Source organism: Acidovorax sp. FW305-C-20-28, assembly GCF_058783375.1.
The window spans coordinates 1-25,689 of sequence record NZ_JBYSYM010000045.1 but is presented as its reverse complement, the minus strand read 5'-3'; the positions used below and the strand labels follow the sequence as shown (position 1 = coordinate 25,689).

21 protein-coding genes and 1 tRNA gene are annotated in these 25,689 nt (G+C 68.0%); 6 read left to right on the top strand and 16 right to left on the bottom strand.

The genetic code is table 11. The features are described 5' to 3' along the window. Positions 1-125 precede the first annotated feature (125 nt). Complete coding sequence (locus AC3WOH_RS31610) at positions 126-875, bottom strand: 2OG-Fe dioxygenase family protein (protein WP_492233295.1); 750 nt, start codon at positions 873-875, stop codon at positions 126-128. A gap of 123 nt (positions 876-998) precedes the next feature. Further along, positions 999-3,935, bottom strand: coding sequence for an EAL domain-containing protein (locus AC3WOH_RS31605; RefSeq protein WP_492233293.1), 2,937 nt, complete (start codon positions 3,933-3,935; stop codon positions 999-1,001). A 198-nt stretch (positions 3,936-4,133) separates the two neighbouring features. Between AC3WOH_RS31605 and AC3WOH_RS31600 the strand changes: the two genes are divergently transcribed. Continuing rightward, on the top strand, positions 4,134-4,502 hold the full coding sequence (locus AC3WOH_RS31600) for a PilZ domain-containing protein (protein ID WP_492233291.1): 369 nt from the start codon (positions 4,134-4,136) through the stop codon (positions 4,500-4,502). A gap of 171 nt (positions 4,503-4,673) precedes the next feature. Here the strand turns inward: AC3WOH_RS31600 and AC3WOH_RS31595 are convergent, their stop codons facing one another. Next, entirely contained in the window at positions 4,674-6,365 is a 1,692-nt protein-coding gene (locus AC3WOH_RS31595) for a long-chain fatty acid--CoA ligase (protein WP_492233289.1), read from the bottom strand. Between the two features lie 380 nt (positions 6,366-6,745). Here AC3WOH_RS31595 and AC3WOH_RS31590 point away from each other — a divergent pair, with 380 nt between their 5' ends. Beyond that, positions 6,746-8,113, top strand: a complete 1,368-nt coding sequence (locus AC3WOH_RS31590) for a matrixin family metalloprotease (RefSeq protein ID WP_492233287.1) — start codon at positions 6,746-6,748, stop codon at positions 8,111-8,113. Positions 8,114-8,174: 61 nt separating this feature from the next. Here AC3WOH_RS31590 and AC3WOH_RS31585 read toward each other — a convergent pair whose 3' ends face one another. Continuing rightward, positions 8,175-8,888, bottom strand: a complete 714-nt coding sequence (locus AC3WOH_RS31585) for a hypothetical protein (protein ID WP_492233286.1) — start codon at positions 8,886-8,888, stop codon at positions 8,175-8,177. Positions 8,889-9,093: 205 nt separating this feature from the next. On the opposite strand from AC3WOH_RS31585, the gene AC3WOH_RS31580 reads away from it, so the two are divergent. Beyond that, positions 9,094-10,188 carry a helix-turn-helix transcriptional regulator gene (locus AC3WOH_RS31580; protein ID WP_492233284.1) on the top strand — a complete coding sequence of 365 codons (1,095 nt, stop codon included), beginning with the start codon at positions 9,094-9,096 and terminating at the stop codon, positions 10,186-10,188. Between the two features lie 90 nt (positions 10,189-10,278). On the opposite strand, the gene AC3WOH_RS31575 is transcribed toward AC3WOH_RS31580, so the two are convergent. Then, complete coding sequence (locus AC3WOH_RS31575) at positions 10,279-12,666, bottom strand: glycosyl hydrolase family 18 protein (protein WP_492233283.1); 2,388 nt, start codon at positions 12,664-12,666, stop codon at positions 10,279-10,281. Positions 12,667-12,835: 169 nt separating this feature from the next. On the opposite strand from AC3WOH_RS31575, the gene AC3WOH_RS31570 reads away from it, so the two are divergent. Continuing rightward, positions 12,836-13,921 (top strand): helix-turn-helix transcriptional regulator, encoded by a 1,086-nt coding sequence (locus tag AC3WOH_RS31570; protein WP_492233280.1) that lies wholly within the window; start codon positions 12,836-12,838, stop codon positions 13,919-13,921. A 67-nt stretch (positions 13,922-13,988) separates the two neighbouring features. On the opposite strand, the gene AC3WOH_RS31565 is transcribed toward AC3WOH_RS31570, so the two are convergent. The 5 genes from AC3WOH_RS31565 to tolB all read right to left on the bottom strand — a co-directional run bounded on the left by AC3WOH_RS31565 (position 13,989) and on the right by tolB (position 17,665). Next, positions 13,989-14,064: transfer RNA gene (locus tag AC3WOH_RS31565), tRNA-Lys, on the bottom strand. 56 nt (positions 14,065-14,120) lie between these two features. Then, positions 14,121-14,936 carry a tRNA threonylcarbamoyladenosine dehydratase gene (locus tag AC3WOH_RS31560; protein WP_492233309.1) on the bottom strand — a complete coding sequence of 272 codons (816 nt, stop codon included), beginning with the start codon at positions 14,934-14,936 and terminating at the stop codon, positions 14,121-14,123. Between the two features lie 73 nt (positions 14,937-15,009). Next, positions 15,010-15,804 (bottom strand): tol-pal system protein YbgF, encoded by a 795-nt coding sequence (gene ybgF, locus AC3WOH_RS31555; protein WP_492233279.1) that lies wholly within the window; start codon positions 15,802-15,804, stop codon positions 15,010-15,012. Further along, complete coding sequence (gene pal, locus AC3WOH_RS31550; RefSeq protein ID WP_492233277.1) at positions 15,804-16,355, bottom strand: peptidoglycan-associated lipoprotein Pal; 552 nt, start codon at positions 16,353-16,355, stop codon at positions 15,804-15,806. Before pal ends, ybgF begins: the two co-directional genes overlap by 1 nt. A gap of 44 nt (positions 16,356-16,399) precedes the next feature. Next, entirely contained in the window at positions 16,400-17,665 is a 1,266-nt protein-coding gene (gene tolB / locus AC3WOH_RS31545; protein WP_492233276.1) for a Tol-Pal system beta propeller repeat protein TolB, read from the bottom strand. A gap of 362 nt (positions 17,666-18,027) precedes the next feature. On the opposite strand from tolB, the gene msbA reads away from it, so the two are divergent. Beyond that, on the top strand, positions 18,028-19,854 hold the full coding sequence (gene msbA, locus AC3WOH_RS31540; protein WP_492233274.1) for a lipid A export permease/ATP-binding protein MsbA: 1,827 nt from the start codon (positions 18,028-18,030) through the stop codon (positions 19,852-19,854). A gap of 7 nt (positions 19,855-19,861) precedes the next feature. Here msbA and AC3WOH_RS31535 read toward each other — a convergent pair whose 3' ends face one another. The 6 genes from AC3WOH_RS31535 to mltG form a co-directional block, all read right to left on the bottom strand. After that, complete coding sequence (locus AC3WOH_RS31535; protein WP_492233273.1) at positions 19,862-20,557, bottom strand: ankyrin repeat domain-containing protein; 696 nt, start codon at positions 20,555-20,557, stop codon at positions 19,862-19,864. Then, positions 20,554-21,360, bottom strand: a complete 807-nt coding sequence (locus tag AC3WOH_RS31530) for a TatD family hydrolase (RefSeq protein WP_492233271.1) — start codon at positions 21,358-21,360, stop codon at positions 20,554-20,556. The genes AC3WOH_RS31535 and AC3WOH_RS31530 overlap by 4 nt, the downstream gene beginning before the upstream one ends. A gap of 63 nt (positions 21,361-21,423) precedes the next feature. Continuing rightward, positions 21,424-21,783, bottom strand: coding sequence for a PilZ domain-containing protein (locus tag AC3WOH_RS31525; RefSeq protein ID WP_057206042.1), 360 nt, complete (start codon positions 21,781-21,783; stop codon positions 21,424-21,426). A 16-nt stretch (positions 21,784-21,799) separates the two neighbouring features. Beyond that, a complete protein-coding gene (locus AC3WOH_RS31520) occupies positions 21,800-22,813 on the bottom strand; it encodes a DNA polymerase III delta subunit-related protein (RefSeq protein WP_492233268.1) in 1,014 nt (337 codons plus the stop codon). Beyond that, complete coding sequence (tmk, locus tag AC3WOH_RS31515; protein ID WP_492233267.1) at positions 22,810-23,493, bottom strand: dTMP kinase; 684 nt, start codon at positions 23,491-23,493, stop codon at positions 22,810-22,812. The genes AC3WOH_RS31520 and tmk overlap by 4 nt, the downstream gene beginning before the upstream one ends. 63 nt (positions 23,494-23,556) lie before the next feature. Continuing rightward, positions 23,557-24,525, bottom strand: coding sequence for an endolytic transglycosylase MltG (gene mltG, locus AC3WOH_RS31510; protein WP_492233265.1), 969 nt, complete (start codon positions 24,523-24,525; stop codon positions 23,557-23,559). A gap of 70 nt (positions 24,526-24,595) precedes the next feature. Here mltG and ygfZ point away from each other — a divergent pair, with 70 nt between their 5' ends. Next, positions 24,596-25,513 carry a CAF17-like 4Fe-4S cluster assembly/insertion protein YgfZ gene (gene ygfZ, locus AC3WOH_RS31505; RefSeq protein WP_492233263.1) on the top strand — a complete coding sequence of 306 codons (918 nt, stop codon included), beginning with the start codon at positions 24,596-24,598 and terminating at the stop codon, positions 25,511-25,513. The last annotated feature ends 176 nt before the right edge of the window (positions 25,514-25,689 follow it).

The following is a 25,689-nucleotide window of genomic DNA, read 5'->3' as shown; positions in this document are numbered from 1 at the left end:
CTGCGGTGCGATGAAGGACAGTGTGAACCTGCACCATACCGCGCATCTTGATCCGCATCAAACAGCAGGCGCATGATCAGGCCATTGACGCACCATGACGACGCCTTGTCCTACAGACAGGCACCCTACGCCCCCTGGAAGCCCCCGCGTCGGCAGGTGACCACCAGCGTGTCGCGGTAACCGCCCGGAGCAATGGGCTGGATGGGCGTGGACTCGTGGATCATGCGCGCATCGTCGAGCAGCAGCAGCGACCAGGGCTCGGTGAGGGTGAAGCGCTGGCCGCCGGGGCCGTTGGCCTCGAACACGCGGGTCTCGCCGCCCTTGATGCCCACACGGCCCACCAGGAACACGGCCACCAGGTCCACGCCGTCACGGTGCGCCCCTTCGGGCGTGGGCCGGCCAATGCCGCCTTCGGTATCGATGCGGAACTGGTGCGCCTCCACCGACCAGGGCTGCGGCGCCTGGCCATCGGCAAACACCGCGTCGGACACCCGGGCCAAGGCCTGCAGCAGCTGCGACCACGCGGGCTGCGCCACGGTGGCGGCCTCCATGGGCGCAAACCAGCGCTCCATGCCACCGTGCAAGGCGTTGTACTCCACGGGCTGCCAGTGCGCGCGGTGCGGTACCTGCTGCACCTGCCCGCCCTGCACCACGAAGCAGGAATGGCGCCGGCGCCGGTAGCGCCCGCCATCCTTGAGGAACTCATCGGGCGGCAAAGCCTGCCAGTCGGCGTTGAGCGCCAGCAGTGCAGGCAGCGGGCAACCGATCCAGGCCGCCACGTCGGCGGGCGAAAGCACGGCAAAACCCGCGCTGCGCAGCTGCGCCGCGGTCCCGGAAGGGCTGGTGAACGGGGGAGAAAAAGTGACTTGGGCCATAGAGGCCCGAGCATAAGGCTTAACCGCCGGCACCGTGTGCTGCAGGGCCGGCGCAGGCAGGCAGAGCGCGGCGGATGTGATGCAGGTCAAGCGGCACAGGCCAGGCCATGTGCCTGCAGCCGCTCAGGCGCCGGCCTGCGCCATCTGCGCCGCAATGCGTGGCAGCGCACTGGCTGGTGCCGGGCGCCCGAACAGGTAGCCCTGGTAATGCAGGCAGCCCACACTGGCCAGCATGTCGCGCTGCTCAGGGGTTTCCACGCCTTCGGCGATGACGCCCAGGTCCAGGCTGTGGGCCAGGTTGACGATGGTGCGGGCGATCGCCGCATCGTTGGGGTCAGTGAGCAGGTCGCGCACAAAGCTCTGGTCGATCTTGAGCTGGTCCAGGGGCAGCCGCTTGAGGTAGCTGAGCGATGAGTAGCCCGTGCCGAAGTCGTCGAGCGAAAAGCGCACCCCCAGGGCGCGCAACGAGCCCATGCGGCGGATGATGTCCTCCACGTCGTCGAGCAGCAGCGACTCCGTGAGCTCCAGCTTCAACCGCAGCGGATTGGCGCCCGTGCTGTGCAGGACTTCCACCACCTCCTCCACGAAGTGCGGGTGGCGGAACTGCAGCGCGCTCACGTTCACGGCCACCGTCCAATGCGCCGTGGCCGCATCGCGCCCCCATTCCACCAACTGCAGGCAGGCAGCCCGCAGGATCCACGCGCCCAGCGGCACGATCAGGCCGCAGGCCTCGGCCACGGGCACGAACTCGGCGGGCGAGACCAGCCCGCGCTCGGGGTGCTCCCAGCGCAGCAGCGCCTCGGCGCCCACCATGCCCTGGTCCTGGCTGATCTGGGGCTGGTAGTGCAGCAGGAACTGGCCCTCGCGCAGCGCCTCGCGCAAACCCGCCTCCAGCGCGGTGCGCGCCGTGACGGCAGCCTGGGTGCGCGGGTCGAAGAAGCGCAGCGTGTTGCGCCCCGCTCCCTTGGCTTGGTACATGGCCATGTCGCCGCGCTTGAGCAGTTCGTCCACCGTGGTGTGGGGATCGGCATACAGGGTGACGCCGATGCTGCAGGAGCTGTGGTGGGCATGGCCGCCGAGCTGGTAGCTCTGCGCCAGGGCCTGCAGCACCTTGCGGCCCACGATCTCGGCCTGGTTGGCGGCCTCGTGCGGCAAGGCGCTCAGGCCTTCGAGCAGCAGCACGAACTCATCGCCACCCAGGCGCGCCACCGTATCGCCATTGCGCACGCAACCGCCCAGGCGCGCAGCCACCTGGCGCAGCAGCTCGTCGCCGATTTCATGGCCCTGGGTGTCGTTGAGGTCCTTGAAGTTGTCCATGTCCACGAACAGCAGCGCACCGCCGGTGCCCGTGCGTGCGCTGGCGGCCAGGCTGTGCTGCAGGCGGTCGGCCATCAGGCGGCGGTTGGGCAGGCCCGTGAGTGGATCGTAGAAGGCCAGCAGGCGGATCTCCTCCTCGGCCGCCTTGCGGCTGGAGATGTCGGTCAGTGTGCCCACATAGTGCGTGATGGCGCCCTGCGCCGAGCGCACGGCGGTGATGGTGATCCAGGCCGGGTAGACCTCGCCATCCTTGCGCCGGTTCCAGACCTCGCCCTGCCAGGAGCCCACCGCCAGCAGGGTCTCGTGCATGGTGCGGTAGAAGGTCTGGTCGTGCCGGCCCGACTGCAGCAGCGCCGGGGTCTTGCCCACCAGTTCCTCAACCGTGTAGCCGGAAAGCCGCGCATAGGAGGTGTTGGCCTGCAGGATGCGCTGGTCGGGCCCGGTGACCACCATGCCCTCGAACGACTCGAACACGATGGCCGCGATCTGCAGCGACTCTTCCACCCCCTGGTGCTCCGTGATGTCGGTGGAGATACCGCACAGGGCGTAGATGCTGCCGTCATCACGGCGCAGTGGCATCTTCACCGACAGGTAGGTGCGCACCGAGCCATCGTGCAGGGTGTTGACCTCCTCCACCTCGATGCGCTCGCCCTGCTCCAGCACCAGCCGGTCGTTGGCAACGAGTTGGCGCACCGTCGCCGCGTCGAAGAGCGCACTGTCATCGCCGCCGACCAGGCCCCGCGCCGGATGTGGCTGCAGCGACAGCATGTGCTGGTTGACATACTGGTAGCGGTGCTCCGCGTCCTTGATGTAGATGAAGGCGCCCACACTGTCGAGGATGGTGCGGAACTTGTGCTCGCTGGCCCGCAGGTGCCGGGTGTGGTGGCGCAGCGCCACGACGGCGAGCGCCACCAGCGCGCCAGCCAGCAGCAAGGCGCCCGCAGCCCATACCGCGGGATGCCCGAAGACACCGCCTGCGGGCGGCCGGGCCACCCAGCGGCGCATCACCTGGGCGTAGGAGGTGTCTGCACCGTCGTGCCACTGGGCGGCCCGCTTGTCGATGGCGGCCAGCAGCTCCGCGTTGCGGCCCTTGCCCGTGGCGACGTAGAGCCCGCCGGGCTGGAGCACGACCCCCGAGTCCACCAGCCCCTGGCCTTTGGCGTGCGAGCCCCCGAACAGGTGGTTGGAAATGGCGGCCTCGGCATTGCTGCTGCCCACGGCACTGAAGGCCTGGCCGGGCGAGTCCACCTCCACCACCATGACCTGCAGCCCATAGCGGCGCGTCAGGGCAATGAAGTGGTCCCTTTGCTCCGTGCCGCGCTGCACCGCCACGCGCTTGCCATCGAGGTCCAGCACCGAGCGGATCGGAGAGGACGGTCGCAGGTACACCTGTGACCAGGTGTCCACGAGGGATTCGGAGGTGAAGTCGAACTGGGCCTCGCTGGCCTGGGCGCGCGGCGCATCGGGCAGCAGGTCCAGGCGGCCGGCGCGCAATTCGTCCAGGCAGGCCCGCAGATCGCATGGCACATAGCGCAGGGACCAGCGCTCACGCTCGGCAACCAGGTTGAGCAGGTCCACGAAAATACCCGCGGGCCGGCCGTGCTGGTTCATGAACACCGTGGGCTCGTTGGCATACACGCCCACCCGAACCTCGCGCACGGACGCTGCCGCACCGCTGTACAGCGGCAGCAGGCCCCACAGGGCGCCGGCCAGCCAGGCCGGCCAGCGGCGAAGCCACCGCATGGTGCGCGAACTCACGATCAGGAATCCCCACAGTGGCTGATTAAGGCACCATGTTAACCAAAGGTTGCGAAAACTTCTAAAAGTTACAAAATCCCGAGCAGACCGCTCGGCGCCGTGGAAAAACGCAGGCCGCGCGCAAGCCCGGGTTCTCCGTGGGGATGGACTCGGTTAGCATGCACCAAACCCCTGGAGACAGCCATGCCCCACGAACGCCGCCACTACGTCCGTGTCCACTTCGATGCCCCGGCACTGCTCACCCTGGCGAGCAACGCCTTCAGCGTGCATGTGCAGGATCTGTCGCTCAAGGGGGCGCTGGTCTCGCTGCCGGCCCAGGCCAACGTACAGGCGGGCATGCTGTGCCAGCTGACCATTCCGCTGCACGACACGGGCAACCACATCGGCATGTCGTGCGAGGTGGCGCATGTCGAGGGCCTGCACACCGGCCTGCTGTGCCTGTCCATCGACCTGGACAGCGTGACCCATCTGCGCCGCCTGATCGAGCTGCAGCTGGGCGATCCGGCACTGCTGGAGCGTGATCTGGCTGAGCTGACCCACACAGCGCACTGAAGCGAAACACCCCCTGAGTCGCTTCGCGCCTTCACCCCTCTCTCGTCTCGCTGCGCGAGTCGGGAGGGGGACGCTCCCGGTGCGGCGGGGCGGCCCTTGCACGGGAGCACTGGCCTTGGCCGCGCCAGTTTCATGCGTTGCGGGCGGCGCGCAGCGCAATGGACAACTGACTCAGGCCGCCTCGGCCTCCTGCAGCGCGCGCCACATGACCTTGCCGCTGCCGCTCTTGGGCAGCGCATTCACGAACTGCACGATGCGCGGCACCTTGTAGACGGCCATGTTCTCGCGGCACCAGTCGATGACCTGCTGCTCGGTCGTGTCCTGGTGCGAGGGACGCAGCACCACGACGGCCTTGACGGTCTCGCCACGGTAGCTGTCGCGCGCCGCGATGATGCAGGCTTCCTGGATGGCGGGGTGGCGGAACATCAGTGCCTCCACCTCGGCCGGCCAGACCTTGAAGCCGCTGGCATTGATCATGCGCTTCAGGCGGTCGGTCAGGAAGAAGTAGCCGTCCTCATCCATGCGCCCCAGGTCGCCCGAGCGGAAGAAGCGCTTGCCCTCGAACTCGATGAAGGCGCTGGCCGTGGCATCGGGTCGCTTCCAATAGCCCTCGAACACCTCGGGGCCGTGCATGATGATCTCGCCCTGCTCGCCCACGGGAACCTCCTGCAGCGTGTCGGGGTCGACCACGCGCGCATCGGTGCCCACGAAGGGAATGCCCAGGCACTGCTGTTTGGGATGGTCGGGCGGGTTCGAGTGCGAGGGCGCGGCCGTCTCCGTGAGGCCATAGCCCTCCGAGTAGCGCAGCCCGTACTGCTCCAGCAGGCGCTGGGCCACGGCCTGCGGCATGGCCGCCCCGCCACCGCCGATGTAGACCAAGCTCGACAGGTCGTAGCTGGCGAAGTTCGGGCTGTTCAGCAGGTCGATGACCATGGTGGGGATATTGGTCCAGTTGCTCACCTTGTAGCGCGAGATCAGGCGCCCGGCCAGGTCGCGGTCCCAGCGCGGCATCACCACCAGCGTGGCCCCGGTGTAAATGGCCGCATGCATCACGCTGACCATGCCCGTGATGTGGAACATGGGCACCACGGCCAGGGTGACGTTGTCGACAGAGCCCGTGCCCCACAGCGCGCTGGCCACGGCGTTGTGCATGATGCTCCTGTGCAGGTGCATGCACCCCTTGGGCAGGCCCGTGGTGCCGCTGGTGTAGGGCAGCAGTGCCAGATCGGTAGGCCCCACCACCAGTGCGGGGGGCGCATCGTTGCAGTCTAGCGCGTCGTCCCAGGCGTGCACCGCACCGCCCTCCAGGGCGGGCAGAGGGTGCCGCGTGCACAGCCATTCGCGCCAGGCCTCGGGCGGGGCATCGGCGCCCTGCACGCCGGCATCGAAGGCATCGGTGAACTGCGTCACCACCAGGTGCGCCAGGCGCTCGCCCGGGGCCAGCGCATTGCTCGCCTTGGCCAGTTCGGGCGCCAGGTCGGCCGTGGTGAACGCCACTTTCGTATCGGGGTCGGTGATGTAGTGCTTGAGTTCCTCGGCCCGGTTCATGGGGTTGACCGGCACTACCACGGCATTGGCGCGCAGGATGGCGAAGTGCGCCATCACCAGTTGCGGGCAGTTCTGCATGCACAGCACCACGCGGTCGCCACGCTGCACACCCAGCTGCGCCAGCCGTGCGGCCAGGCGCTCGGCGCCTTCCGCCAGGTCCCGGTAGCTCACGGAACGGCCAAAGAACACCAGCGCCGCTTTGTCTGGGTAGCGCCGCGCGTTGATGGCCACGTTGTCCCACAGTGAGGTGACGGGCAGGGTGATCGAATGGGGCAGCCGGCGGGGCCAGAAAGCGTAATGGGGGCGTGTGGACATGGAGGGATGCCAGGGGCTGGAGGAATGCTTGAGCCCCGCAGCCTAGATGCGCCACCGCCGCATGGCATTGGGGATGCCACTTAGGCGGGGTCGCGCAGGTGACCCTGCCGGGACAGGGCCAGCAGACCTGGTGCCCGCTTCCATGGCAGTGGAACGCACAGATATGGTGACATTGTGTTTTTCGTCACAGCGCGGCGGCCACCCCGGTGATAAATTCTGCTTCGTGCATTGCAGATGCTGGGAGTTTCCTGGGCCCTGCAACTGCGGCCCGAGGCCAGCACCGCCGGACACAAACGCCACTTTGGCGTGGCATGACCCAGCGAGCAGGCTTGCCAACTGCCAGCAGCCACCATCCAACCGCCGAGAAATCCGACACCACCATGGCCACCGTTTCCGATCTCCAAAACATCCGCTTCTCGGGCAACTACAAGGCCGACTCTCTGCTGGAACACCCGGCCCCGTGGAACTTCTTCCCCGATGGCCGCAAGGTGCTGTACTACACCTTCGACGTGAGCACGGGCAGCGTGGCCGACCAGGACTCGAGCACGGCCCTGACCTCATTCAACGCTTCGCAGATGCAGGCAGCGCGCCAGATCATGGCCTATGCCAGCCAGGTCACCGGCATCACCTTCACCGAGGTCGGCAGCTCGTCCCAGGCCGACATCCACTTCGCCGCCACCAACCTGCAGGGCCGCACGACGGCGGGGCTGAACTCCTCGTTCTACAACTACAACTACACGGGCGCCGCGCAGACGTTGACGATGCTCAACGCCGAATCGGTGGTCTATCTGGACAACGTGGAGTTCGCGAACATCAATAACAGCCCCACGGCCGGTGGTCTGGGGTACGAGGTGCTGCTGCACGAGGTGGGCCACGCCCTGGGCCTGGCACACCCCTTCGATTCCCCACGCCCCCTGCCCACGGCCGAGGACAACACCAACAACACGGTGATGTCCTATACCGAGGCGGGCCCTTTCAAGACCACGTTCCAGGCCTATGACCTGCTGGCGCTGGACTGGATCTATGGCCGCGATGGCCTGGGCGGCACCTATGGGTTCAACTCGACCAATGGCCCGACGCTGACTTTCCCCACCACCCCGACCACGCCCACCACCCCGACGACACCGACCACCCCGACGACGCCCACCGGCACGGCCGGCGCTGACACCTTCACCAGCACCAATGCCAACGAGACCTTCAACGGTCTGGGCGGCCTGGACACGGTGGTGGCGCGGGGCAACCGCGGCGACTATGCGCTGCAGCCCAAGAGCGGTGGCGGCTGGACGCTGGGCGATGGAGTCCCCAGCCGCGATGGGGTGGACACCTTGCTGCAGATCGAACGCATCAAGTTCACGGATGGCTTCGTGGCGCTTGACCTGGACGGTGCCGCAGGCACGGCCGCACGCCTGGTCGGTGCGCTCGTTGGCCCGGCCGGGCTGAACAACCGTGGCGTGGTGGGCATCGTGCTCAAGGCGGTGGACGCCGGCTCGACCCCCTTGCAGGTCGCGCAATTCGGCATCAATGCTTTGCTGGGTGCCTCGGCCACGCCAGAGCAGGTGGTGAGCATGGTCTACGCCAACGTGGTCGGCGTCGCAGCCGACGCCAACACTGTCCAGTCGCTGGCGGCCGTCATCAAGTCGGGCGCCTACACCAATGCATCGTTTGCGGTGGCTGCGGCCAACCTGGACCTGAATGCCGCGCACATCAACCTGGTCGGCCTGAGCAGCCAAGGCCTGGAATACCTCTGAAGCCCCTGCACCCGGCCCGCCCCGGGCCGAGTGGGTGGCCTGCGACCGGCGAACCACCCCGTCACTGGCACTGCGCCAGGCGCGACAGCGAAGACAGGTAGTCCAGGCGCCGCAGTGGCGGCTGGGCCTGGGCATCGTAGAGGTAGGCGCTGGGCTGGTCGAACCGTGGCGCATCGGTCGGGTTGTCGACGTCAGCGCCGACACAGATGGCCCCCTTGGCATAGCAGCGCAGGTGGTAGGGCGCGAGGGCGGACGTCATGGTCGGGTTGGTCAGCAACTGGGGAAACGTCCTTTCTGCCCAGTCGAGCACGCAGTCCAGCGGTTCGGAGACCCCTGTGCCGAACAACCCCCGGGAAACATAGGCCGCATTCGGCTTGAAGACGTTCAGCTGGGATCCGCGCGAGCCCGGACCTGACGGCGTAAAGCGCACCAAGGCCGAGCACACCGCCCCTGGCTGCAGCAAGGTGTTGCTGCAGCCATCCGATGCCACAGGGATGGTGAAGTCGGTGGCAATGACCACCCCGCAACCAATCCCCGTGCAGATGGGTGACATGGCGGCAATGGAGGAGATCACCGACCCCAACTGCACAGGAGTCTGGCCGCGGTTGACCACCTTCAGGGTCTGCGTTGCCGAAGCATGCACCGCCACCTTGCCGAACTGGAAATCTCCTGCAGGCTCGATGATCTCCACCTGGGCATGGGCGGATGGCAGGCACACCAGGGAGAGCACGCCCAGGGCAAGCAGGGATTTGCGGGAAAACAGGGTGAATGTCACATCCGTTCCTTTTCAATGGCCGTCGATGGAATTGCTCGCCCCGAAAATGGGCGACAAGATTCACGGCAACGCAAGTTAGCTGCGAAACCGAAGACGCGCCCCACCCAGAAGGGATGGGGTGTTGCAGGCAGCCCGCAAGCCGCGTTGACCGGGTTGCAGGCGGCTTCTAGATTTGCGGCCTTCCATCCTCTTGTTGTCGCCCACCATGCCCTCCCTGTCCCGCCCCGACCGCCACGCCCTTGCGCGCCTGCACCGCATGGCCAGTCTGGAGGCGGGCGGCGTGCAGCTCATCGAACCCCTGCTGCAGGAACTGCGCCGGGTGGTGGGCTTTGACTTCGGCTGCATGCTGTACCCCGGCAGCGACGGGGAGCTGATGAACTACGCACAGGAGCCCATGCAGTCGGTGGCGCAGGCCTACTTCGACGCGCGCATTCTGCGCAGCGAGCGCCAGGTGCTGGTGCGCAGCCCGCGCGATTTCGGCGAGACGGTGCGCCACGAGCACGGCCCCCGGTTGATGCGCGAGCAGATGGTGGTGTCCATGGCGGAAATGCAGCGCAGCGACTACTACGACGCGGTGATGCGGGCCACGGGTGCCAAGGACTACATGAGCCTGGCCCTGCGCACCCCGCAAGGCGTAGGGCTGGGCGTCATCCACCTGTTCCGCGATGCCGCGGCAGCAGGCTTCACGCCCCAGGACGCGGCCCTGCTGGGCCGGCTGGAGGCCCATCTGGCACGCGCGCTGCAAGAGGGTGAGCGAGATGCCCAGGGCAGCGAGGTGCATAGCCAGGGGGTCCTGGTGGCCACCCCCCAGGGGCGGCTGATGTGGCTGTCGGCCGAGGCCGAGGCGCTGATGCCGCTGGCCTTCGGCTGGCGCTGGCGCCGCGCCGGCGAGTTGCCTCCCGCGCTGCAGGAACTGCTGCGCCGGTTGAACGCGCAGCGGCCCTGCGAGATGGCCCTGCCCACGATGGAGCTCTTCACGGCGCAGGGCTGGTTCTCGCTGCGCGCCACCCACCTGACCCCCGCACCGCAGGAGCGGCAGGACCGCCAGGCCGTGGCCCTGCACATCACGCGCCGCGTGGCGCGCGGCGTGCGGCTGCTGTCGGCCCTGCAGACACTGGGCCTGCCGCAGCGCCAGCACGAGCTGGCCTGGTGGCTGGCACGGGGGCTGCCCGAATCGCAGATCGCCCAGCGCATGGGCATCAGCCTCAACACCGCCGTGTACCACCGCCGCCAGCTCTACAACCGGCTGGGCGTGATGGGGCGCGATGAGCTGCTGGCGCAGATTGGCGGGAAACCGTGAAATAGTTCACGGATGCCCGGTAAATGGCCTGGCCCACAAAAAAGCCCCCGGCGCCGAGAGGCACCGGGGGCTGATCTGGGGGAGATGGTGTCAGGGCACCAGCACAGTGACCCCCGCGGAGCGCGGCCCTTCATTGCCTGCCGCATCCAGCATGGCCACCTGGTAGCTGTGGCTGCCGCTGGGCGCCGACGCATCGGTGCAGGTCGCGCCGCTGGCCACGGTGGCAATCGCCGTGCCATTGCGGTACACCCGGTAGCCCGAGGCGCTGGCTGCGATGAAAGCCTGCTTCACCGCCTGCATGGGCGGGTTGGTGCCCCCCTGCTGGGGCAGGTAACCGTAGTTGATGGTCCACACCAGCGTGCCGCCCAGGCCCTGCTCGTGCACCCATTTGCCCTTTTCGGCGATGGAACGCTCGTCCTCGTAGCTCAGGTAGGTGACCGGCGCATCGCTGGCGCGCCACCAGGGCTGGCTGTAGCTGATGTAGCTTTGCTTGGCCAGGTCGTCCCAGTGGTAGACGGCGCCCGGCTGGCCGAAGGCGTTGTCCTCCAGCAGGCGCCGGTAGTTGTTCACGCCGTCCCCGCCATTGGAACCGCTGGTCGCGGCCTGGCGCGGGCCGGTGACGCGGTTGTTGTAGAACAGGCCGTACAGGCCCACGCCAATGCCCAGTTTGGAGCGCGGCACGCCCGCGTTCAGGTAGGCCTGCACAGTGGAGGCGATGGAGGTGGGGTGGCTGGGGGCCTCGCCGAACAGCGGCGAGTGGTGCCAGGACAGCCAGCCGCCGCCCCAGTCACCGGCCATGCTGTAGGTCATGAGGTTGAAGCGGTCCACCGCATGGGCCACCTCCACATGCCAGGGCAGGATCTCCTGGAAGTTGGTGTTGACCCAGAAGCCGGGCCAGCTGATCTCGAACGGGCTGGCCTGGTAGCGCGGGCGCTGCTGGGCAGCGGTGCGCAGTTCGCGCAGCAATGCCAGCGCCTGGGCGCGGCCTTGCTCGGTGTCCAGGTTTTCCTCCCAGTCGATGTCGGCACCGTCGTAGCCCTTTTGCTCGGCCTTGTCGAGGATGTTCTTGATGAAGACGGCGCGGATCTGCGGGTTGGCCGTGGCGGCCATGAAGCCGGGGCCGTCGAACTCACCGCCGATCATCATGATGGCCTTGGTGCCTGCGGCGTGGGCCTTGGCGATCAAGGCATCCTCCGCCTGCGTGTGCGCGGTGCCTGCGCCTTCCATCAGCTCACCCGCGCGGCCGCCAGGCAAGGAGCCCAGGCCCGGCGCGTAGCGGCCGAAGATGAAGTGCGTCATGGTGCCCATGTCCACGGCCTCGGGCGGGAAGGTCTCCCAGAACCAGCCGGTGTAGTAGCCATTGACCCACTTGCCGCTCTTGGTCACGGGATTCCAGTCCAGCCGCACGCCCTGCGGTGTGGCGCGGGCGGTGAGGCCACTCACCTGCGGGCGGGGGTTGGTGGCGTCCACCGCGACCTGGGCCGTGGCCGAGACGCTTTGCCCGGCGCTGTTGGCGCAGGTGAGGATGTAGGAGGTGCTGGCCTGGGGCCGCACCAGCTCGCTGCCCTCGGTGGCGCGCGTGCCACTCCATCCACCCGATACGGAGCAACTGACAGCGTTGCTGGCCCGCCATGCCAGGCGGGCGCTGTCGCCCACGGCAATGCGCGCGGGCGTGGCAGCGAAGCTGTCGATGGTGGGCAGTTGCTGCGGCGGGGCATTGCGCACGGTCACCGTGGCCGAGGCGCTCGCAGTGGCGCCTGCTGCATTGCGGCAGCTCAGGCTGTAGGTGGTGGCCGTGCGGGGGCTCACAGTGGTGCTGCCGCTGGTCGGCCGCTCTCCGCTCCACCCGCCCGAGGCCGTGCAGGCCGTGGCATTGTCCACGTTCCAGCCCAGGGTGCTGCTGCCGCCCAGGTCGATGGTGCCCGGCTGCGCCACGAAGGACAGGATGTTGGGCGGCACCGGCGGCGCCGGGGTGGTGTTCTCAATGACCAGTTGCGCCAGGCCCTCGCCGCCTGCCTCGAAATACTCCATGCGCACCGTGTGCGGGCCCGCCGCCAGGGGCACCGTGGCACTGTCCATGGTGATGCCGTGCCGGGTCCAGTTGTCGATCACGCGCTGGCCATCGACCAGCACGCGCACGCCGTCGTCGGTGAAGGTGATGAAGCGGGTCGCGCCCGCGGGGAACGACAGCGTCGCGGTCCAGCGCGCAGAGAACCCGTCCACCGGCAGGCGTGCCGGGTCGGGGCTGCCGCCCGGGCCCGTCCAGTAGTGGTCGATGGGACCGCTTTCACAGCGCTGCAGCGCGGGTGCTCCGGACAGATGGATGTTGGGAAAATACTCGGCCAGCCACTGGCCAGGCGCGCACTGCGGCTGCGCCATGGCCTGGCTGCCGCCAAACAGCAAGAGCGAAGCGGCCAGCCAGCGCCGCAAGCAGGTTCTCAGGGCGCGGCCAGGGGTCGCCGCATCAGGGGTGGGCATGGAAAAACTCCTTGGTGGATCAGAGACGGCGCAGGCTACAAGCCCGCGGCGGCGCGCACACCACCCCCGGCGGATAGGGTGTTGCGCCGATGTGTTGACCCTGCGCGGCACGGCCCCTAGATTCGGGGTCTTGTTCCCATCACCGCTTCACGACCGGACCGCAGCCGACATGCCCTCGCCCAGTTCCACCCAGCAAGCCATTGCGCGCTTGCAGCACATGACCCGCATGGAAGCGGGCGGGCCGCCCATGGTCGTCCCCCTGCTGGAGACGCTGCACGGTGTTCTCGGCTTCGACTCCAGTGCGTACGTGTACCCTGCGGATGGCGGCGAACTGGCGGTGCACATGGAGGTCCCGGCCGCCCAGTCGGTCGTGGCCGACTACTTCGACCCGCGCATCCTGCGCAGCGAGCGCCAGGTCCTGGTGCGCAGCTCGCGCGACTTCGACGCCGCGGTGCGGTATGAGCAGGGACCCCAGATGCTGGGACAACTGGTGCGCGTGCCGATACCGGAGCTGGAACGCAGCGACTTCTACAACGTGGTGATGCGGCCCATGCGGACCGTGGACTGCATGAGCCTGGTACTGCGCACGCCCGACGGTGAAGGGATAGGCACGCTCAAGTTCTACCGAGAAGCGGCATCGCCGGCCTTCGGGCCCGGCGACGCTGCGGTGCTGGCGCGGCTGGAGCCCTATCTGGCGCACATCCTGCGAACCGGCGGGAGGGGTGCCGAAGCCGGCGAGGCGCACAGCCAGGGCATGCTCATCACCACCCCCCAGGGGCGGCTGCTGTGGCTGTCGCCCGAGGCCGAGGCCCTGCTGCCGCTGGCCTTCGGCTGGCGCTGGCGGCGCGGCGCAGGGCTGCCACAGGAACTGCACGAACTGCTGCAGCGCATGCAAGCGCAACACCTCCCCGGACTGCCTACCCGGGAGCTGCGCACCGTACACGGCCATTTTTCGGTGCGCGCGACACCCATGAAGGCCGCCACGGGCATGGGCCAGGCGGTGGGTATCCACATCACGCGGAGCGTGCCGCGGGAGGCACGCCTGCAGGCCGTGCTGCAGACCCAAGGGCTGTCGCAGCGCCAGCAGGAGCTGGCGTACTGGCTGGCACTCGGTCTGCCGGAGTCCCAGATCGCGGCGCGCATGGACATCAGCGCCAACACCGTGGTCTACCACCGCCGCCAGCTCTACAACCGCCTGGGCGTGCAGGACCGCGCAGAACTCATGGCCTGGCTGTCGGCACGCGAAAGCGCTTGAACCCCCTGCCCGGTCGCATAAAGCAAAAAGCGCTACAGCCTGGAGAGCTGTAGCGCCTTGCGTATCTTGGTGGGACGTGCGGGGGTCGAACCCACGACAAACGGATTAAAAGTCCGCTGCTCTACCAGCTGAGCTAACGTCCCAACATTGCAATGCCTGCCAGTCAGCTACCGAACTGCAGATGCTGCAAAGCCTCAGATTATAGCCTGGTTTTTGGCACTTTTTGCGGACCGGCTGCCAGACGGTCGATCACCCAGCCGGCAGCACACTGGCCGAAGGTGGCCGTGACGGCCACGACCGAGCCGTAGCCATGGCAGTTGAGCGAGCCATCGCCGCCGGCCTCGATCGCGCACGAGGCATCGGGCTGGGCCACGGCCTCGCGGCTGAACACGCAGGTGATGCCGATCTTGCGGCCCTCGCGCGGCGCGCCGTGGTGCTTGCGCAGCTGGTAGCGCATCTGTGCGAGCAAGGGGTCGTGCGTGGTGGCAGCGAGGTCTTCGATATCCACCTTGTGCGCCTGGCGCTTGCCGCCGGCCGCCCCCACGCTGATGAAGGCATGGCCCCCGGTGGCGCGGGCCCATACCGCCATGGCGGTCTTGGCCTTGATCTGGTCGCAGGCGTCGATCACCGCATCCACCGGATCGCTGCCCAGCAGCTGGGGCCAGTTGCCGGGTTCAACGAACTCGTCGATGCAGCGCACCTCGCATTCGGGGTTGATGAGCGCGATGCGGTCGCGCATGGCCTCGATCTTGGCCTGCCCCACGGTGGTGGACAGGGCATGGATCTGGCGGTTGATGTTGGACTCGGACACATGGTCCAGGTCCACCAGCGTGAGCCGCGACACGCCGCTGCGCGCCAGCGCCTCGGCGGACCAGGAGCCCACACCGCCGATGCCGACCACCACCACATGCGAGGCACGGATGCGCTTGGCACCTTCCACGCCATACAGGCGCTCGAGGCCGCCGAAGCGCCGCTGCGTGACCTCGTCGGTCGCATCATCGGCAAACGGGACCATGGGTACGGGAGCGAGGGTTTCGCTCTCGACCAGGGCCTTCGGGGCTGCAGGTGCGTGGTTCTCCTGGCTCACGTCACTTCATCCGGGCAAGGCGCTCTTTCGCGGCCATCGCGGCTTCGGACTGGGGATAGGCCTTGACCAGGTCTTCCAGCGTCTTGCGCGCGGCGCGGGCGTCCTTGAGCTCCACCTGGCAGTTGGCGATCGACAGGGCCGCCTCGGGCGCACGCGCATGCGTGGGCGCCTCGGCCAGCAGGGCCTTGAAGTTGTTGATCGCTTCCTTGTAATCGCGTGCCGCATACTGGCCATTGCCCAGCCAGAAGCGGGCCGAAGGCACGTAGCCGCTGCGCGGGTACTGGCGGATCAGGTTGCCGAAGGCCTGGTTGGCCTCAGGGAACTTGCCGGCACGGAAGATGGCGAGCGCTGCTTCAAAGTCCTTCTTCTCGGCGGCATCGGCCTGGAATTCCAGCCCATCCACCGTGACCTTGACCGGCTCGAACTGCCGCAGGCGCTCGTCCACACCCTGGGCGATGTCCTTCTGGCGGCGCTGCAGCTCACCCACCTCGCGCGTCAGCTGCTCGTTCTGGCCCTGCAGGCGGGCGTTCTCGCTGCGCAGGGTCTCGATCTGGGTCTGCAGTTCCAGCAGAGCGCGCCGCAACTGGGCGCTGTCCTCGTTGGCGCGGCGCAGTTCATCGGCCGTGCGCTGCTGCGACTGCTGCAGCGCATCGACGCGCTGGCGCACTTCGAGGATGGCGCGGCGCGCCTCGCCGTCCTCGAACAGGGCCGCATGCGCCCCGGGCAGGGCGACGCACGCCAAAGCCAGGCCCGCGGCGACGGACCGCAGGGGTTGAGAAAGGCTGAATGCGGGCATCAACGGTACGACAGCTCGGCGCGGCGGTTCTGCGCGTGCGCGTCTTCGGTGTTACCAGGAGCGGCAGGCTTTTCCTTGCCAAAGCTCACGGCCTCGACCTGGGAATCCGGCACGCCCAACAGGGCCAGCGAACGGCGCACGGCTTCGGCGCGCTTCTGGCCCAGGGCCAGGTTGTACTCGCGGCCACCGCGGTCATCGGTGTGGCCTTCGATCATGACCTTGCGGCCGCTGTTCTGCTTGATGAAGCGCGAATGGGCGTCCAGCAGCGACTGGAACTCGGGCTTGATGACGTAGCTGTCGTAGTCGAAGTAGACGATGCGTGCCACGCCCACAGGGCCCTGGGCATTGCCGGCGCTGCCAGTCAGGTCCACGGGTGCCACGGACGTGGTACCAGCACCACCGGTATTGGCACCACCAGGGTTGGTGCCCATGGTCGAGCTCGCGCCCTTGTCTTCCACTGGCACATCGTCGAGCTTGACACCGGAGCTGCAACCTGCAACGAGGGCGGTGACGGCGAGGGCAAGGGTAAGGCGCTTGAGTTTGATGTTCATCCAAAATTCTCCTGGAAACTAGATTGCGAAAAGTGTTGAAAAGTTCATTGCTTCTGGAACGGGCCCCAATCGGGCTCGCGGATGTCTCCAGGCTGGCCGGCCAGGCGCGCCTTGATTTTTCCGTCCAACGTGGTGGTCATGAGTGCCTCGCGGCCCTGCTGCTGCGTGGCGTACACGATGAGGCGGCTATTGGGTGCAAAGCTGGGGTTCTCGTCGGCCGAGGTGTCGGTGACCGCGGTGACGGTGCTCGTCGCGAGGTCCATCACGTGCAGTTTGAAGGCCCCGCCCACGCGGGAAATGTAGGCCAACCACTTGCCATCGGGGCTGATATTGGGAGAAATGTTGTAGGAGCCCGTGAAGGTCACGCGCTCGGCGTTGCCGCCGCTGGCGGGCACGCGGTAGACCTGCGGGGCACCGCCCCGGTCGCTCACGAAGTAGATGCTGCGGCCATCGGCCGAGAACATGGGCTCGGTGTCGATGCCCGTGCTTTGCATCAGGCGCCGGGGTTCGCCGCCATTGGCGTCAATCAGGTACAGCTGCGAGCCGCCGTCGCGGCTCAGCGTCACGGCCAGGTTGCGGCCATCCGGCGACCAGGCCGGCGCACTGTTGGAGCCGCGGAAATTGGCCACCAGCCGGCGCCTGCCCGAAGCGACCTCGTGCACGTAGACCACGGGCTTGCGCGACTCGAACGACACGTAGGCGATCTGCCCGCCATTGGGCGACCAGGCGGGCGAAATGATGGGCTCGGGGCTGGTCAGCGCCGATTGCGCATTCTCGCCATCGGCATCGGCCACCCACAGGCTGTAGCGGCCGCCCGTCTTGGTGACGTAGACGATGCGGGTGGAGAAGATGCCGCGCTCGCCGGTGAGCTTTTCGTAGACGAAGTCGGCAATGCGGTGGGCCACCAGGCGCAGGTCGGCCTGTGACTGCACGAAACTCTGTGCGCCAATATCCTGGCCCTTGACCACGTCCCACAGGCGAAAGCGCACGTCGTAGCGGCCGTCGGGGGTGCGCGTCACGCTGCCGGTCAACAGCGAATCGGCCGTCTTCTGGCGCCAGAGTGCCAGGTCGGGGCGCGAGTTTTCGTCCAGCACCGCCCCTGCAGTATCCACCGCGCGGAACTGGCCGCTGCGCTCCAGATCGGCCTGCACGATGGCACCGATCTTCTGCGGCGCCTGCGCCTCGCCACGGAAGGGGGCGATGGCAATCGGCAGCTGGGTCAGGCCCACGCCAGTGACCTCCACGCGGAACTGCGCGAGGGCGGGCAAGGAGGCGGTGGTGGCTAATGCGGCCAGGACCTGGCGGCGCATGGGATGCGGCAAGGCCGCAGGGAGGGATGTGTTGGTATTGTGATCTGTGGTCATTAGCAGCCGCAGTAGCCGAACAAATGCCGGTTGGCAGCGCCAATGTTACACACTGGGGAAGACCCGCTGTGACAAACTGTGCAAGGGCTTGTGGTCAATGGCCGCGCCAGGGCGCTGCCGCAGGCCCCTAAGGCAACACTGAACAAGTCCCTCGCGCGCCGCGCGCCCCGCTTTGGGCGGTCTGCAGCGCAAGCAAATGCTCGCCATAGCACAGGCTATGGCTGCGCTTTGCGCCTAGCAGCCCATCCCAAACCAGGGCACGCGCCATCGCGAAGACTTATTCAGTGTCGCCTTAGAATCCGCTGCACATGCAAGCCACCGACCAGGGCGCCCAGAGCGCCGCCGCGCCCCCCGCTCCCGCGGCCCTGAGCCTCACCGCCCGCCTGGCGCGGCTTTCCGTCTACTTCGGCAACCAGCGCCTGGCCTGGGGCCTGGCCATCGCGGCCACGCTGGTGGGGGCGGCCACCGAGCCCCTGATCCCCGCCCTGCTCCAACCCCTGCTGGACCGCGGCTTCACCCAGGGCACCCTGCCGCTGTGGGCCGTGCCCCTGGCCATCATGGGGGTGTTCCTGGTGCGCGGCCTCGCACAGTTCGTGGGCCAGTATGCGCTGGCACGCATTGCCAACGAGGGCATGCTGCTGCTGCGCCGTGCGCTGTTCGACCGCGTGCTGGCGGCCGAGATGGGCCTGTTCTCGCGCCAGTCGGCCAGTGCCTTGTCGAACACCGTGGTCTACGAGGTGCAGACCGGGGCCACGCTGCTGGTGCAGGCGCTGATGGGCCTGTCGCGCGACGGTTTCACCCTGTTGGCCCTGCTGGGCTACCTACTGTATCTGAACTGGCAGCTCACGCTGATCGTGGCCGTGGTGGTGCCGGGCGTGGCCTGGATCATGAAGACCCTGTCCAAGCGCCTGTACACCCTGACCAAGAGCAGCCAGCAGGCCACGGACGAACTGGCCTATGTGGTCGAGGAGAACGTGCTGGCCCACCGCATGGTGCGCCTGCATGGCGCGCAGGACGGCCAGGCCTCGCGCTTTGTGCGCCTGAGCCAGAGCCTGCGCGGCCTGGCGATCAAGTCCACCATCGCCTCGGCCGCCATGACGCCGCTCACCCAGTTGCTGGCCGCCGCCGCGCTGTCGGTGGTCATCTGCATCGCGCTGTGGCAAAGCCGCGGCACGCTGGATGCCAAGGACGTGACCGTGGGCGGCTTCGTCTCCTTCATCACCGCCATGCTGATGCTGATCGCCCCCATCCGCCGCCTGGCAGACGTGGCCAACCCCATCACGCGCGGCGTGGCCGCGCTGGAGCGCGGCCTGGCGCTGCTGGGCGATACAGGTGCCGAGCAGGGTGGCAGCTACCGCACGGAGCGCGCCCAGGGTGCGCTGGAACTGCGCGGGGTGTCCGTCTCTTTCGGCAAGGACAATGCCCCGGCGCTGGACGATGTGAGCCTGGCCGTGGCGCCCGGCGAGATCGTCGCCCTGGTCGGCCCCTCGGGCGCCGGCAAGACCACGCTGGTGAACCTGCTGCCACGCTTCATTCCCATGTCGTCGGGCAGCGTGCTGCTCGATGGCCATGCGCTGCAGGACTGGGACCTTGGCGCCCTGCGCAGCCAGATCGCCATGGTCAGCCAGGACGTGGTGATGTTCAACGACACCATTGCCGCCAACGTGGCGCTGGGCCATGCAGTGGACGAAGGCAAGGTGCTGGCCTGCCTGGCTGCAGCCAACCTGGCGGACCATGTGGCCTCGCTGGCCCAGGGCATGCACACGGTGGTGGGGCACAACGCCACGCAGCTGTCAGGCGGCCAGCGCCAGCGCCTGGCCATCGCCCGCGCGCTCTACAAGGACGCGCCCATCCTCATCCTGGACGAAGCCACCTCGGCGCTGGACACGGAATCGGAGCGCCTGGTGCAGGACGCACTGAACCGGCTGATGCAGGGCCGCACCACGCTGGTGATCGCCCACCGCCTGTCCACCATCGAACATGCCGACCGCGTGGTCGTCATGGAGCAGGGGCGCATCGTCGAGCAGGGCACGCATGCCCAGCTGATGGCCAGCGGCGGCCTGTATGCGCGGCTGCAAAGCCGCCCGGCCACGGCGGCAAGGCCCCCGGCGACGGACGAAACCGCAAGCGCCTAGGCGGCGATCACCACTTGCCCGCGTTGGGCTGGCGACGGCGGATGGCCGTGGCGATCTTCTCTGCTGCCTCGGTGCGGCTCACGCGCATGGCGAAGTCCACGGCGGTCAGGCCCAGCTGGTTCTTGATCGTGGGGTCTGCGCCCTCATTGAGCAGCAATTGCACGGCATCGTTGGAGCCGTACTGTGCGGCCATCATGAGCGGCGTGGTGCCATTGGGCGAGGTCGCGTCGATGTAGGCGTGGTTCTCCAGCAGCAGGGCGATGATGCGCACATGCTCGGCCTTCACTCCCGAGGCCGCGTAGTGCAGCGGTGCCCAGCCTTCCTTGTTCACGTCGGCATCGCGGGCCATGAGCGCCTTGACCGCATCGACATTGCCCTTGAGGGCGGCCATCATCAGCGCACTCTCGTCATCGCGGTTGCGCAGCTCCACCTTCAGGCGCCGGTTGGCCATGAGGGCGGCAAACACCTTGAGCGATTCGACCTGGAGGGCAATCGTCAGGGCCACCTGCCCCTTGGGGTCGCGGATATTGGGGTCGAAGCCGCGGCGCAGCAGGCCGTTGACCTCGTCGGCATCGTCACGTTGCACGGCCGAGAAAAAGTCCTCGTAGGACCCCGCCCATGCGCCCCCCGTGGCACCGGCCGCCAGGGCCAGTGCGCCCAACAGCGCCGTGCGGCGGCGCAGCGTGCTGTGTGTGGTGGTCATGCGGTCACTCCCTTGAACAAGGTTTCGAAATTGCGGCTGGTGGCCTCGGCCACTTCTTCCACGGGCATGCCGCGGGTCTGCGCCACCTGCTTGGCCACATGGGGCACGTAGGCCGGGCTGTTGGTCTTGCCGCGGTAGGGCACGGGCGCCAGGTAGGGGCTGTCGGTCTCGATGAGCATGCGGTCCAGCGGCACAAAGGCCACCACCTCGCGCAGGTCCTGCGCGGTCTTGAAGGTGATGATGCCCGAGAACGAGATGTAGTAGCCCAGGTCCAGCGCAGCGCGCGCCACCTGCATGGACTCGGTGAAGCAATGGAATACGCCGCCGGCCCGGTTGCCCGCACCGTCTTCGCCCTCTTCCTTGAGGATGGCCAGCGTATCGTCCGAGGCGCTGCGGGTGTGGATCACCAGCGGCTTGGCGCAGGCGCGCGCGGCGCGGATATGGGTGCGAAAACGCTCGCGTTGCCACTCCAGGTCGGCAATGCTGCGCCCGCCCTTGCGGTCTTCCATGCCGTAGTAGTCGAGGCCGGTCTCGCCGATGGCCACCACGCGCGGCAGGGCCGCCCGGTCCAGCAGGTCCTGCACCGAAGGCTCGGTCACGCCCTCGTTGTCGGGGTGCACACCCACGGTGCTCCAGAAGTTGCCGTGCGCGAGTGCCAGCGCATGCACGTCAGCGAACTCCTCCATGGTGGTGCAGATGCACAGGGCCCGGTCCACCGAGGCCTCGGCCATGGCCTGGCGCACGGCAGGCAGCTGCTCGGCCAGGCCGGGGTAGGTGAGGTGGCAATGCGAATCAACGAACATGTGGTTTCAAAATGGAAAAAGCCGACCAGCCTGCGCGGGTCGGCGTTTGGCGCAAACAAGGTCTCAAATGGTCTGTGTCGGACGGTCCGAACCCAGCGAAGTTCCCAGCAGTTCCTCGATCTTGAGCTTGAGCTGGCGCGACTTCTCGTCCTTGGGGAACTGGATGCCCACGCCCTGGGTGCGGTTGCCGGCGGCACGCGCCGGGGTGACCCAGGCCACGCGGCCGGCCACGGGGTAGCGCTGGGTATCGTCGGGCAGGGTCAGCAGCACATACACATCGTCGCCGAGCTTGTAGTCGCGCTGGGTGGGCACAAAAATGCCCCCTTCGACGAAAAAGGGGATATAGGCCGCATACAAGGCCGCCTTTTCCTTGATGGCCAGCTGCATGACGCTGGGGCGGGGTGCGGTGGAGGGACTGCTCATGGTGGATGGGACGGCTTCAGTGCCTTGAGTGTAGGGTGTTTCGCGCCTGGGCGACAAGCGCCTCCAGCATGAGGCCGGCATTGAAAGGATGGTCGGCCGTGCGCGCCGCCTTGGCCAGGGCCTTGGACCAGCGCGTGAGCGGCGCCAGCGGCGGGGGCTTGGGCAGGTCGGCCGGCGCGAAATACCGGGGTGCCGCGCCCACGCTGGCAGCCAGCAGGTCATGGCAGAGCTTTTGCAGCGCGTCGATCACCTGCGCGGGCGACCAATCGCCCAGCGCCGTGGCATCGCCGCGCGCCATGGCCTGGGGCAGCAGGGCCCAGGCCTGCGGGCTGCGGCCCGAGCGGGCCAGGGCCAGCGCGTCGTCGGGCCGCCCCCCCGCAGCACGCAGAAAAGCCGGCGCCGCATCGGCGGCAATGCCCTGGCCCTTGAGCCAGGCCAGCATGTCGGCCTCGGCCGGCCAGGCCATGGTGTGGCCCAGGCAGCGGCTGCGGATGGTGGGCAAGAGCTGGTGCGCCGCCTCGCTCGCGAGCACAAAGCGCACGTCGCCCGGTGGCTCCTCCAGCGTCTTGAGCAAGGCGTTGGCGGTCACGTGGTTCATCTGCTCGGCCGGGTACACCAGCACGGCCTTGCCGCGCCCGCGCGCCGAGGTGCGCTGCGAGAACTCCACCGCGTCGCGCATGGCCTCCACGCGGATTTCCTTGCTGGCCTTGCGCTTCTTGTCGTCGATGTCGGCCTGTGCCTTCTCCGACAGCGGCCAGCCCAGTTCGATCATCTGCACCTCGGGCATCAGCACGCACAGGTCAGCATGGGTGCGCACCTCGATGGCATGGCAGCTGCCGCACTGGCCGCAGGCGCCCTCGGCCGTGGGCCGGTCGCACAGCCAGGCACGCACCATGGCCAGGCCCAGTGCGTACTGGCCCAGGCCGGACGGGCCCTGCAGCAGCCAGGCATGGCCGCGCTGGGCCAGCAGGGTGCTGCGCTGCGCGGCGATCCAGGGCGCCAGGGACGCTGCCGTCTCCGCGCCGCTCATGCCAGGTCCTTGGGCGTAGGCACCATGATGGACAGCCAGCCCTTGCGCACGAACACACTGGTCAGCTGCTGCCACACGCGGTGCCGGTCCTGCGCGGCATCGAGCCGGGCAAAGCGCGCGGGCTCCACCGCCGCGCGGTCGGCATAGCCCTGGGCCACACGGCGGAAGAACTCCACGGGCTGGGCCTCGAAGCGGTCGGGCACGCGCGCACCCGCCAGGCGCTGGGCCGCCACCTCGGGCTCCAGGTCGAACCAGACCGTGAGGTCCGGATTGCGCAGCGTGCCAGCACCGGCACCCGGCACCAGCCCCCCCTGGGCCATGCGCTCCAGGGTGGACAGGGTCATCAGATCGAAGCCCCGCCCTGCCCCCTGGTAGGCAAAGGTGGCATCGGTGAAGCGGTCGCACAGCACCACATCGCCGCGGGCCAGCGCCGGCTCGATCACATTGCACAGGTGGTCGCGGCGGGCCGCGAAGATGAGCAGCGACTCGGTGAGCGGGTCCATGGCGTCGTTGAGCACCATCTGGCGCAGCTTCTCGGCCAGTGGCGTGCCACCGGGCTCGCGGCTCACCGTCACCGTGCGGCCTTGCGCGCGGAAGGCCGCGGCCAGCCCCTCGATGTGCGAGGACTTGCCGGCACCGTCGATGCCTTCAAAGGTGATGAAGAGGCCGGGTCGTGACATGAAAACCTTGGGTTGGGAAAGAGATCCAGCAGGCAGGCCCCGAGCGGGCCCTGCCGGCTCCTATTATTGCTGCTGCCCGCGCTGGTAGCGGTTGACGGCGCGGTTGTGCTCGTCCAGCGAGGCACTGAAGTGGCTGGTGCCATCGCCCTTGGCCACGAAGTACAGGGCCTTGGTGCGCTCGGGCTGCACGGCGGCCAGCAGCGAGGCCTTGCCGGGCATGGCGATCGGCGTGGGTGGCAGGCCGGCGCGGGTGTAGGTGTTCCAGGGCGTGTCGGCCAGCAGGTCGCGCCGGCGCAGGTTGCCGTCGAATTTCTCGCCCAGGCCGTAGATCACCGTGGGATCGGTCTGCAGCAGCATGCCGATGCGCAGCCGGTTCACGAACACCCCGGCGATCTGGGCGCGGTCGCTGGCGCGGCCGGTTTCCTTCTCGACGATGCTGGCCAGCACCAGCGCCTCGTCGGCCGACTTGAGCGGGGTATCGGCCGAACGCTGGCTCCACGCCGCTTCGAGCTTGCGGTCCATGGCGTGCAGGGCGCGGCGCAGCACGGCCAGATCGCTCGAGCCCTTGGCGTAGGTGTACGTATCCGGGAAGAAACGGCCCTCGGGCGCCACGCCCGGCCGGCCAAGCTGCGCCATCAACGCCTCGTCCGTCAGGCCCTTGGAATCGGGCTTGAGCTGGTCGTCACCGGCCAGGGCCTGGCGCACCTGGCGGAAGTTCCATCCCTCCACCAGGGTCAGCGCGCGCAGCGCCTCTTCGCCGCGCACCAGCTTGGCCAAGAGGCCGCGCGGCGTGGTGCCGGGCGGGATCTCGTAGTTGCCGGCCTTGATCAGCCGGTCCTGCCCCGACAGGCGGAACCAGGCATACAGGAACTGCGGGTCGGTGCGCACGCCGGCCGCCACCACGTCGCGCGCCACGCCGCGCGGCGTGGTGCCGGGCTCGATGGCCAGCTCCAGCGGCTCACTGCCCGCCATGGGCAGGGGCTGGTGCAGCCACCAGAAGGCAACACCGCCTGCGGCGATCAGCAGCACCATGACAAAAACCAGTAAGCGTCGCACAACCCTGCTGCCTGTAGATAAAGGGAGCGGGGATCATAATTCAGCCATGACCCAGCTTCCCCTGAATGGCATTGCCCCCCTGTCCCACCTTGGCGTGATCCGCGTGGAAGGCGAAGACGCCGCCAAATTCCTCCATGGCCAGCTCACGCAGGACTACGCCCTGCTGGGCCTGGGCGAGGCCCGCCTGTCGGCTTTCCTCTCGGCCAAGGGCCGCATGCAGGCCAGCATGGTCGGTTTCAAGCGCAGTGCCACCGAGGTGCTGCTCGTGACCAGCCAGGACCTGCTGGCCACCACGCTCAAGCGCCTGTCGATGTTCGTGCTGCGCGCCAAGGCGAAATTGACCGATGCATCCGCCGACTTTGCCCTGTATGGTCTGGCGGGTGACAGTGTTGCATCTGTCGCTGGCAGCGCAGCACCCGCATGGACCCGGGCCGAGGTCGGAGCTGCCAGCGTGATCCACCTCTACCCTGCTGCCGGCCAGCCGCGTGCGTTGTGGGCGGCCCCCTCCTCCGACCCCGCTCCGGCAGGCCCTGCGCTCGACCCCGCCCTGTGGCTGTGGAGCGAGGTGCAGAGCGGCGTGCCCACGCTGACCCAGCCCCTGTTCGAAGAATTCGTGCCGCAGATGCTCAACTACGAGTCGGTCGGCGGGGTGAACTTCAAGAAGGGCTGCTACCCCGGTCAGGAGGTGGTGGCACGCAGCCAGTTCCGCGGCACCCTGAAGCGCCGGGCCTACATCGCACATGCCGAGCGCGAGGTGGCTGTCGGGGCGGAGGTGTTTGCGGCGGGGGATCTGGAGCAGCCTTGCGGGATGGTGGTGCAGGTGGCTGCTGCACCGGGTGGGGGTTTTGATCTGATTCTTTCGATGCAGATTTCGGCGGCTGAAGGGTCTCTCCAGGTGGGTGCGGCTGAGGGCGTGCCGCTTGCGCTGCAGCCTCTTCCCTATGCCTTGCTGGACGATATCTGATGTTTGCTGGGGAGGCATGCCGCATGCCGCATGCCGCATGCCTCTGCCGAGGGCGGGAGCCGGGATGTGCGCCCGGCGGCGCAGTAACTTTCTCTTGGTCCGCCAAGAGAAAGTCACCAAAGAGAAGGCGGCCCCGCTGCCCGTGTCCCCCTCGCACTTCGTACGAGGGGGCAGCC

What these genes read in the sequence shown, in the direction of transcription:
- AC3WOH_RS31525 (WP_057206042.1), bottom strand. Translation starts at nt 21,783, where the DNA reads ATGAGCAGTCCCTCCACCGCACCCCGCCCCAGCGTCATGCAGCTGGCC.
- AC3WOH_RS31575 (WP_492233283.1), bottom strand. Translation starts at nt 12,666, where the DNA reads ATGCCCACCCCTGATGCGGCGACCCCTGGCCGCGCCCTGAGAACCTGC.
- msbA (WP_492233274.1), top strand. Translation starts at nt 18,028, where the DNA reads ATGCAAGCCACCGACCAGGGCGCCCAGAGCGCCGCCGCGCCCCCCGCT.
- pal (WP_492233277.1), bottom strand. Translation starts at nt 16,355, where the DNA reads ATGAACATCAAACTCAAGCGCCTTACCCTTGCCCTCGCCGTCACCGCC.
- AC3WOH_RS31590 (WP_492233287.1), top strand. Translation starts at nt 6,746, where the DNA reads ATGGCCACCGTTTCCGATCTCCAAAACATCCGCTTCTCGGGCAACTAC.
- AC3WOH_RS31570 (WP_492233280.1), top strand. Translation starts at nt 12,836, where the DNA reads ATGCCCTCGCCCAGTTCCACCCAGCAAGCCATTGCGCGCTTGCAGCAC.
- mltG (WP_492233265.1), bottom strand. Translation starts at nt 24,525, where the DNA reads ATGGTGCTGCTGATCGCCGCAGGCGGTGTTGCCTTCTGGTGGCTGCAC.
- tmk (WP_492233267.1), bottom strand. Translation starts at nt 23,493, where the DNA reads ATGTCACGACCCGGCCTCTTCATCACCTTTGAAGGCATCGACGGTGCC.
- AC3WOH_RS31530 (WP_492233271.1), bottom strand. Translation starts at nt 21,360, where the DNA reads ATGTTCGTTGATTCGCATTGCCACCTCACCTACCCCGGCCTGGCCGAG.
- AC3WOH_RS31535 (WP_492233273.1), bottom strand. Translation starts at nt 20,557, where the DNA reads ATGACCACCACACACAGCACGCTGCGCCGCCGCACGGCGCTGTTGGGC.
- AC3WOH_RS31595 (WP_492233289.1), bottom strand. Translation starts at nt 6,365, where the DNA reads ATGTCCACACGCCCCCATTACGCTTTCTGGCCCCGCCGGCTGCCCCAT.
- AC3WOH_RS31580 (WP_492233284.1), top strand. Translation starts at nt 9,094, where the DNA reads ATGCCCTCCCTGTCCCGCCCCGACCGCCACGCCCTTGCGCGCCTGCAC.
- tolB (WP_492233276.1), bottom strand. Translation starts at nt 17,665, where the DNA reads ATGCGCCGCCAGGTCCTGGCCGCATTAGCCACCACCGCCTCCTTGCCC.
- AC3WOH_RS31605 (WP_492233293.1), bottom strand. Translation starts at nt 3,935, where the DNA reads ATGCGGTGGCTTCGCCGCTGGCCGGCCTGGCTGGCCGGCGCCCTGTGG.
- AC3WOH_RS31610 (WP_492233295.1), bottom strand. Translation starts at nt 875, where the DNA reads ATGGCCCAAGTCACTTTTTCTCCCCCGTTCACCAGCCCTTCCGGGACC.
- ybgF (WP_492233279.1), bottom strand. Translation starts at nt 15,804, where the DNA reads ATGCCCGCATTCAGCCTTTCTCAACCCCTGCGGTCCGTCGCCGCGGGC.
- AC3WOH_RS31560 (WP_492233309.1), bottom strand. Translation starts at nt 14,936, where the DNA reads ATGGTCCCGTTTGCCGATGATGCGACCGACGAGGTCACGCAGCGGCGC.
- AC3WOH_RS31520 (WP_492233268.1), bottom strand. Translation starts at nt 22,813, where the DNA reads ATGAGCGGCGCGGAGACGGCAGCGTCCCTGGCGCCCTGGATCGCCGCG.
- ygfZ (WP_492233263.1), top strand. Translation starts at nt 24,596, where the DNA reads ATGACCCAGCTTCCCCTGAATGGCATTGCCCCCCTGTCCCACCTTGGC.
- AC3WOH_RS31600 (WP_492233291.1), top strand. Translation starts at nt 4,134, where the DNA reads ATGCCCCACGAACGCCGCCACTACGTCCGTGTCCACTTCGATGCCCCG.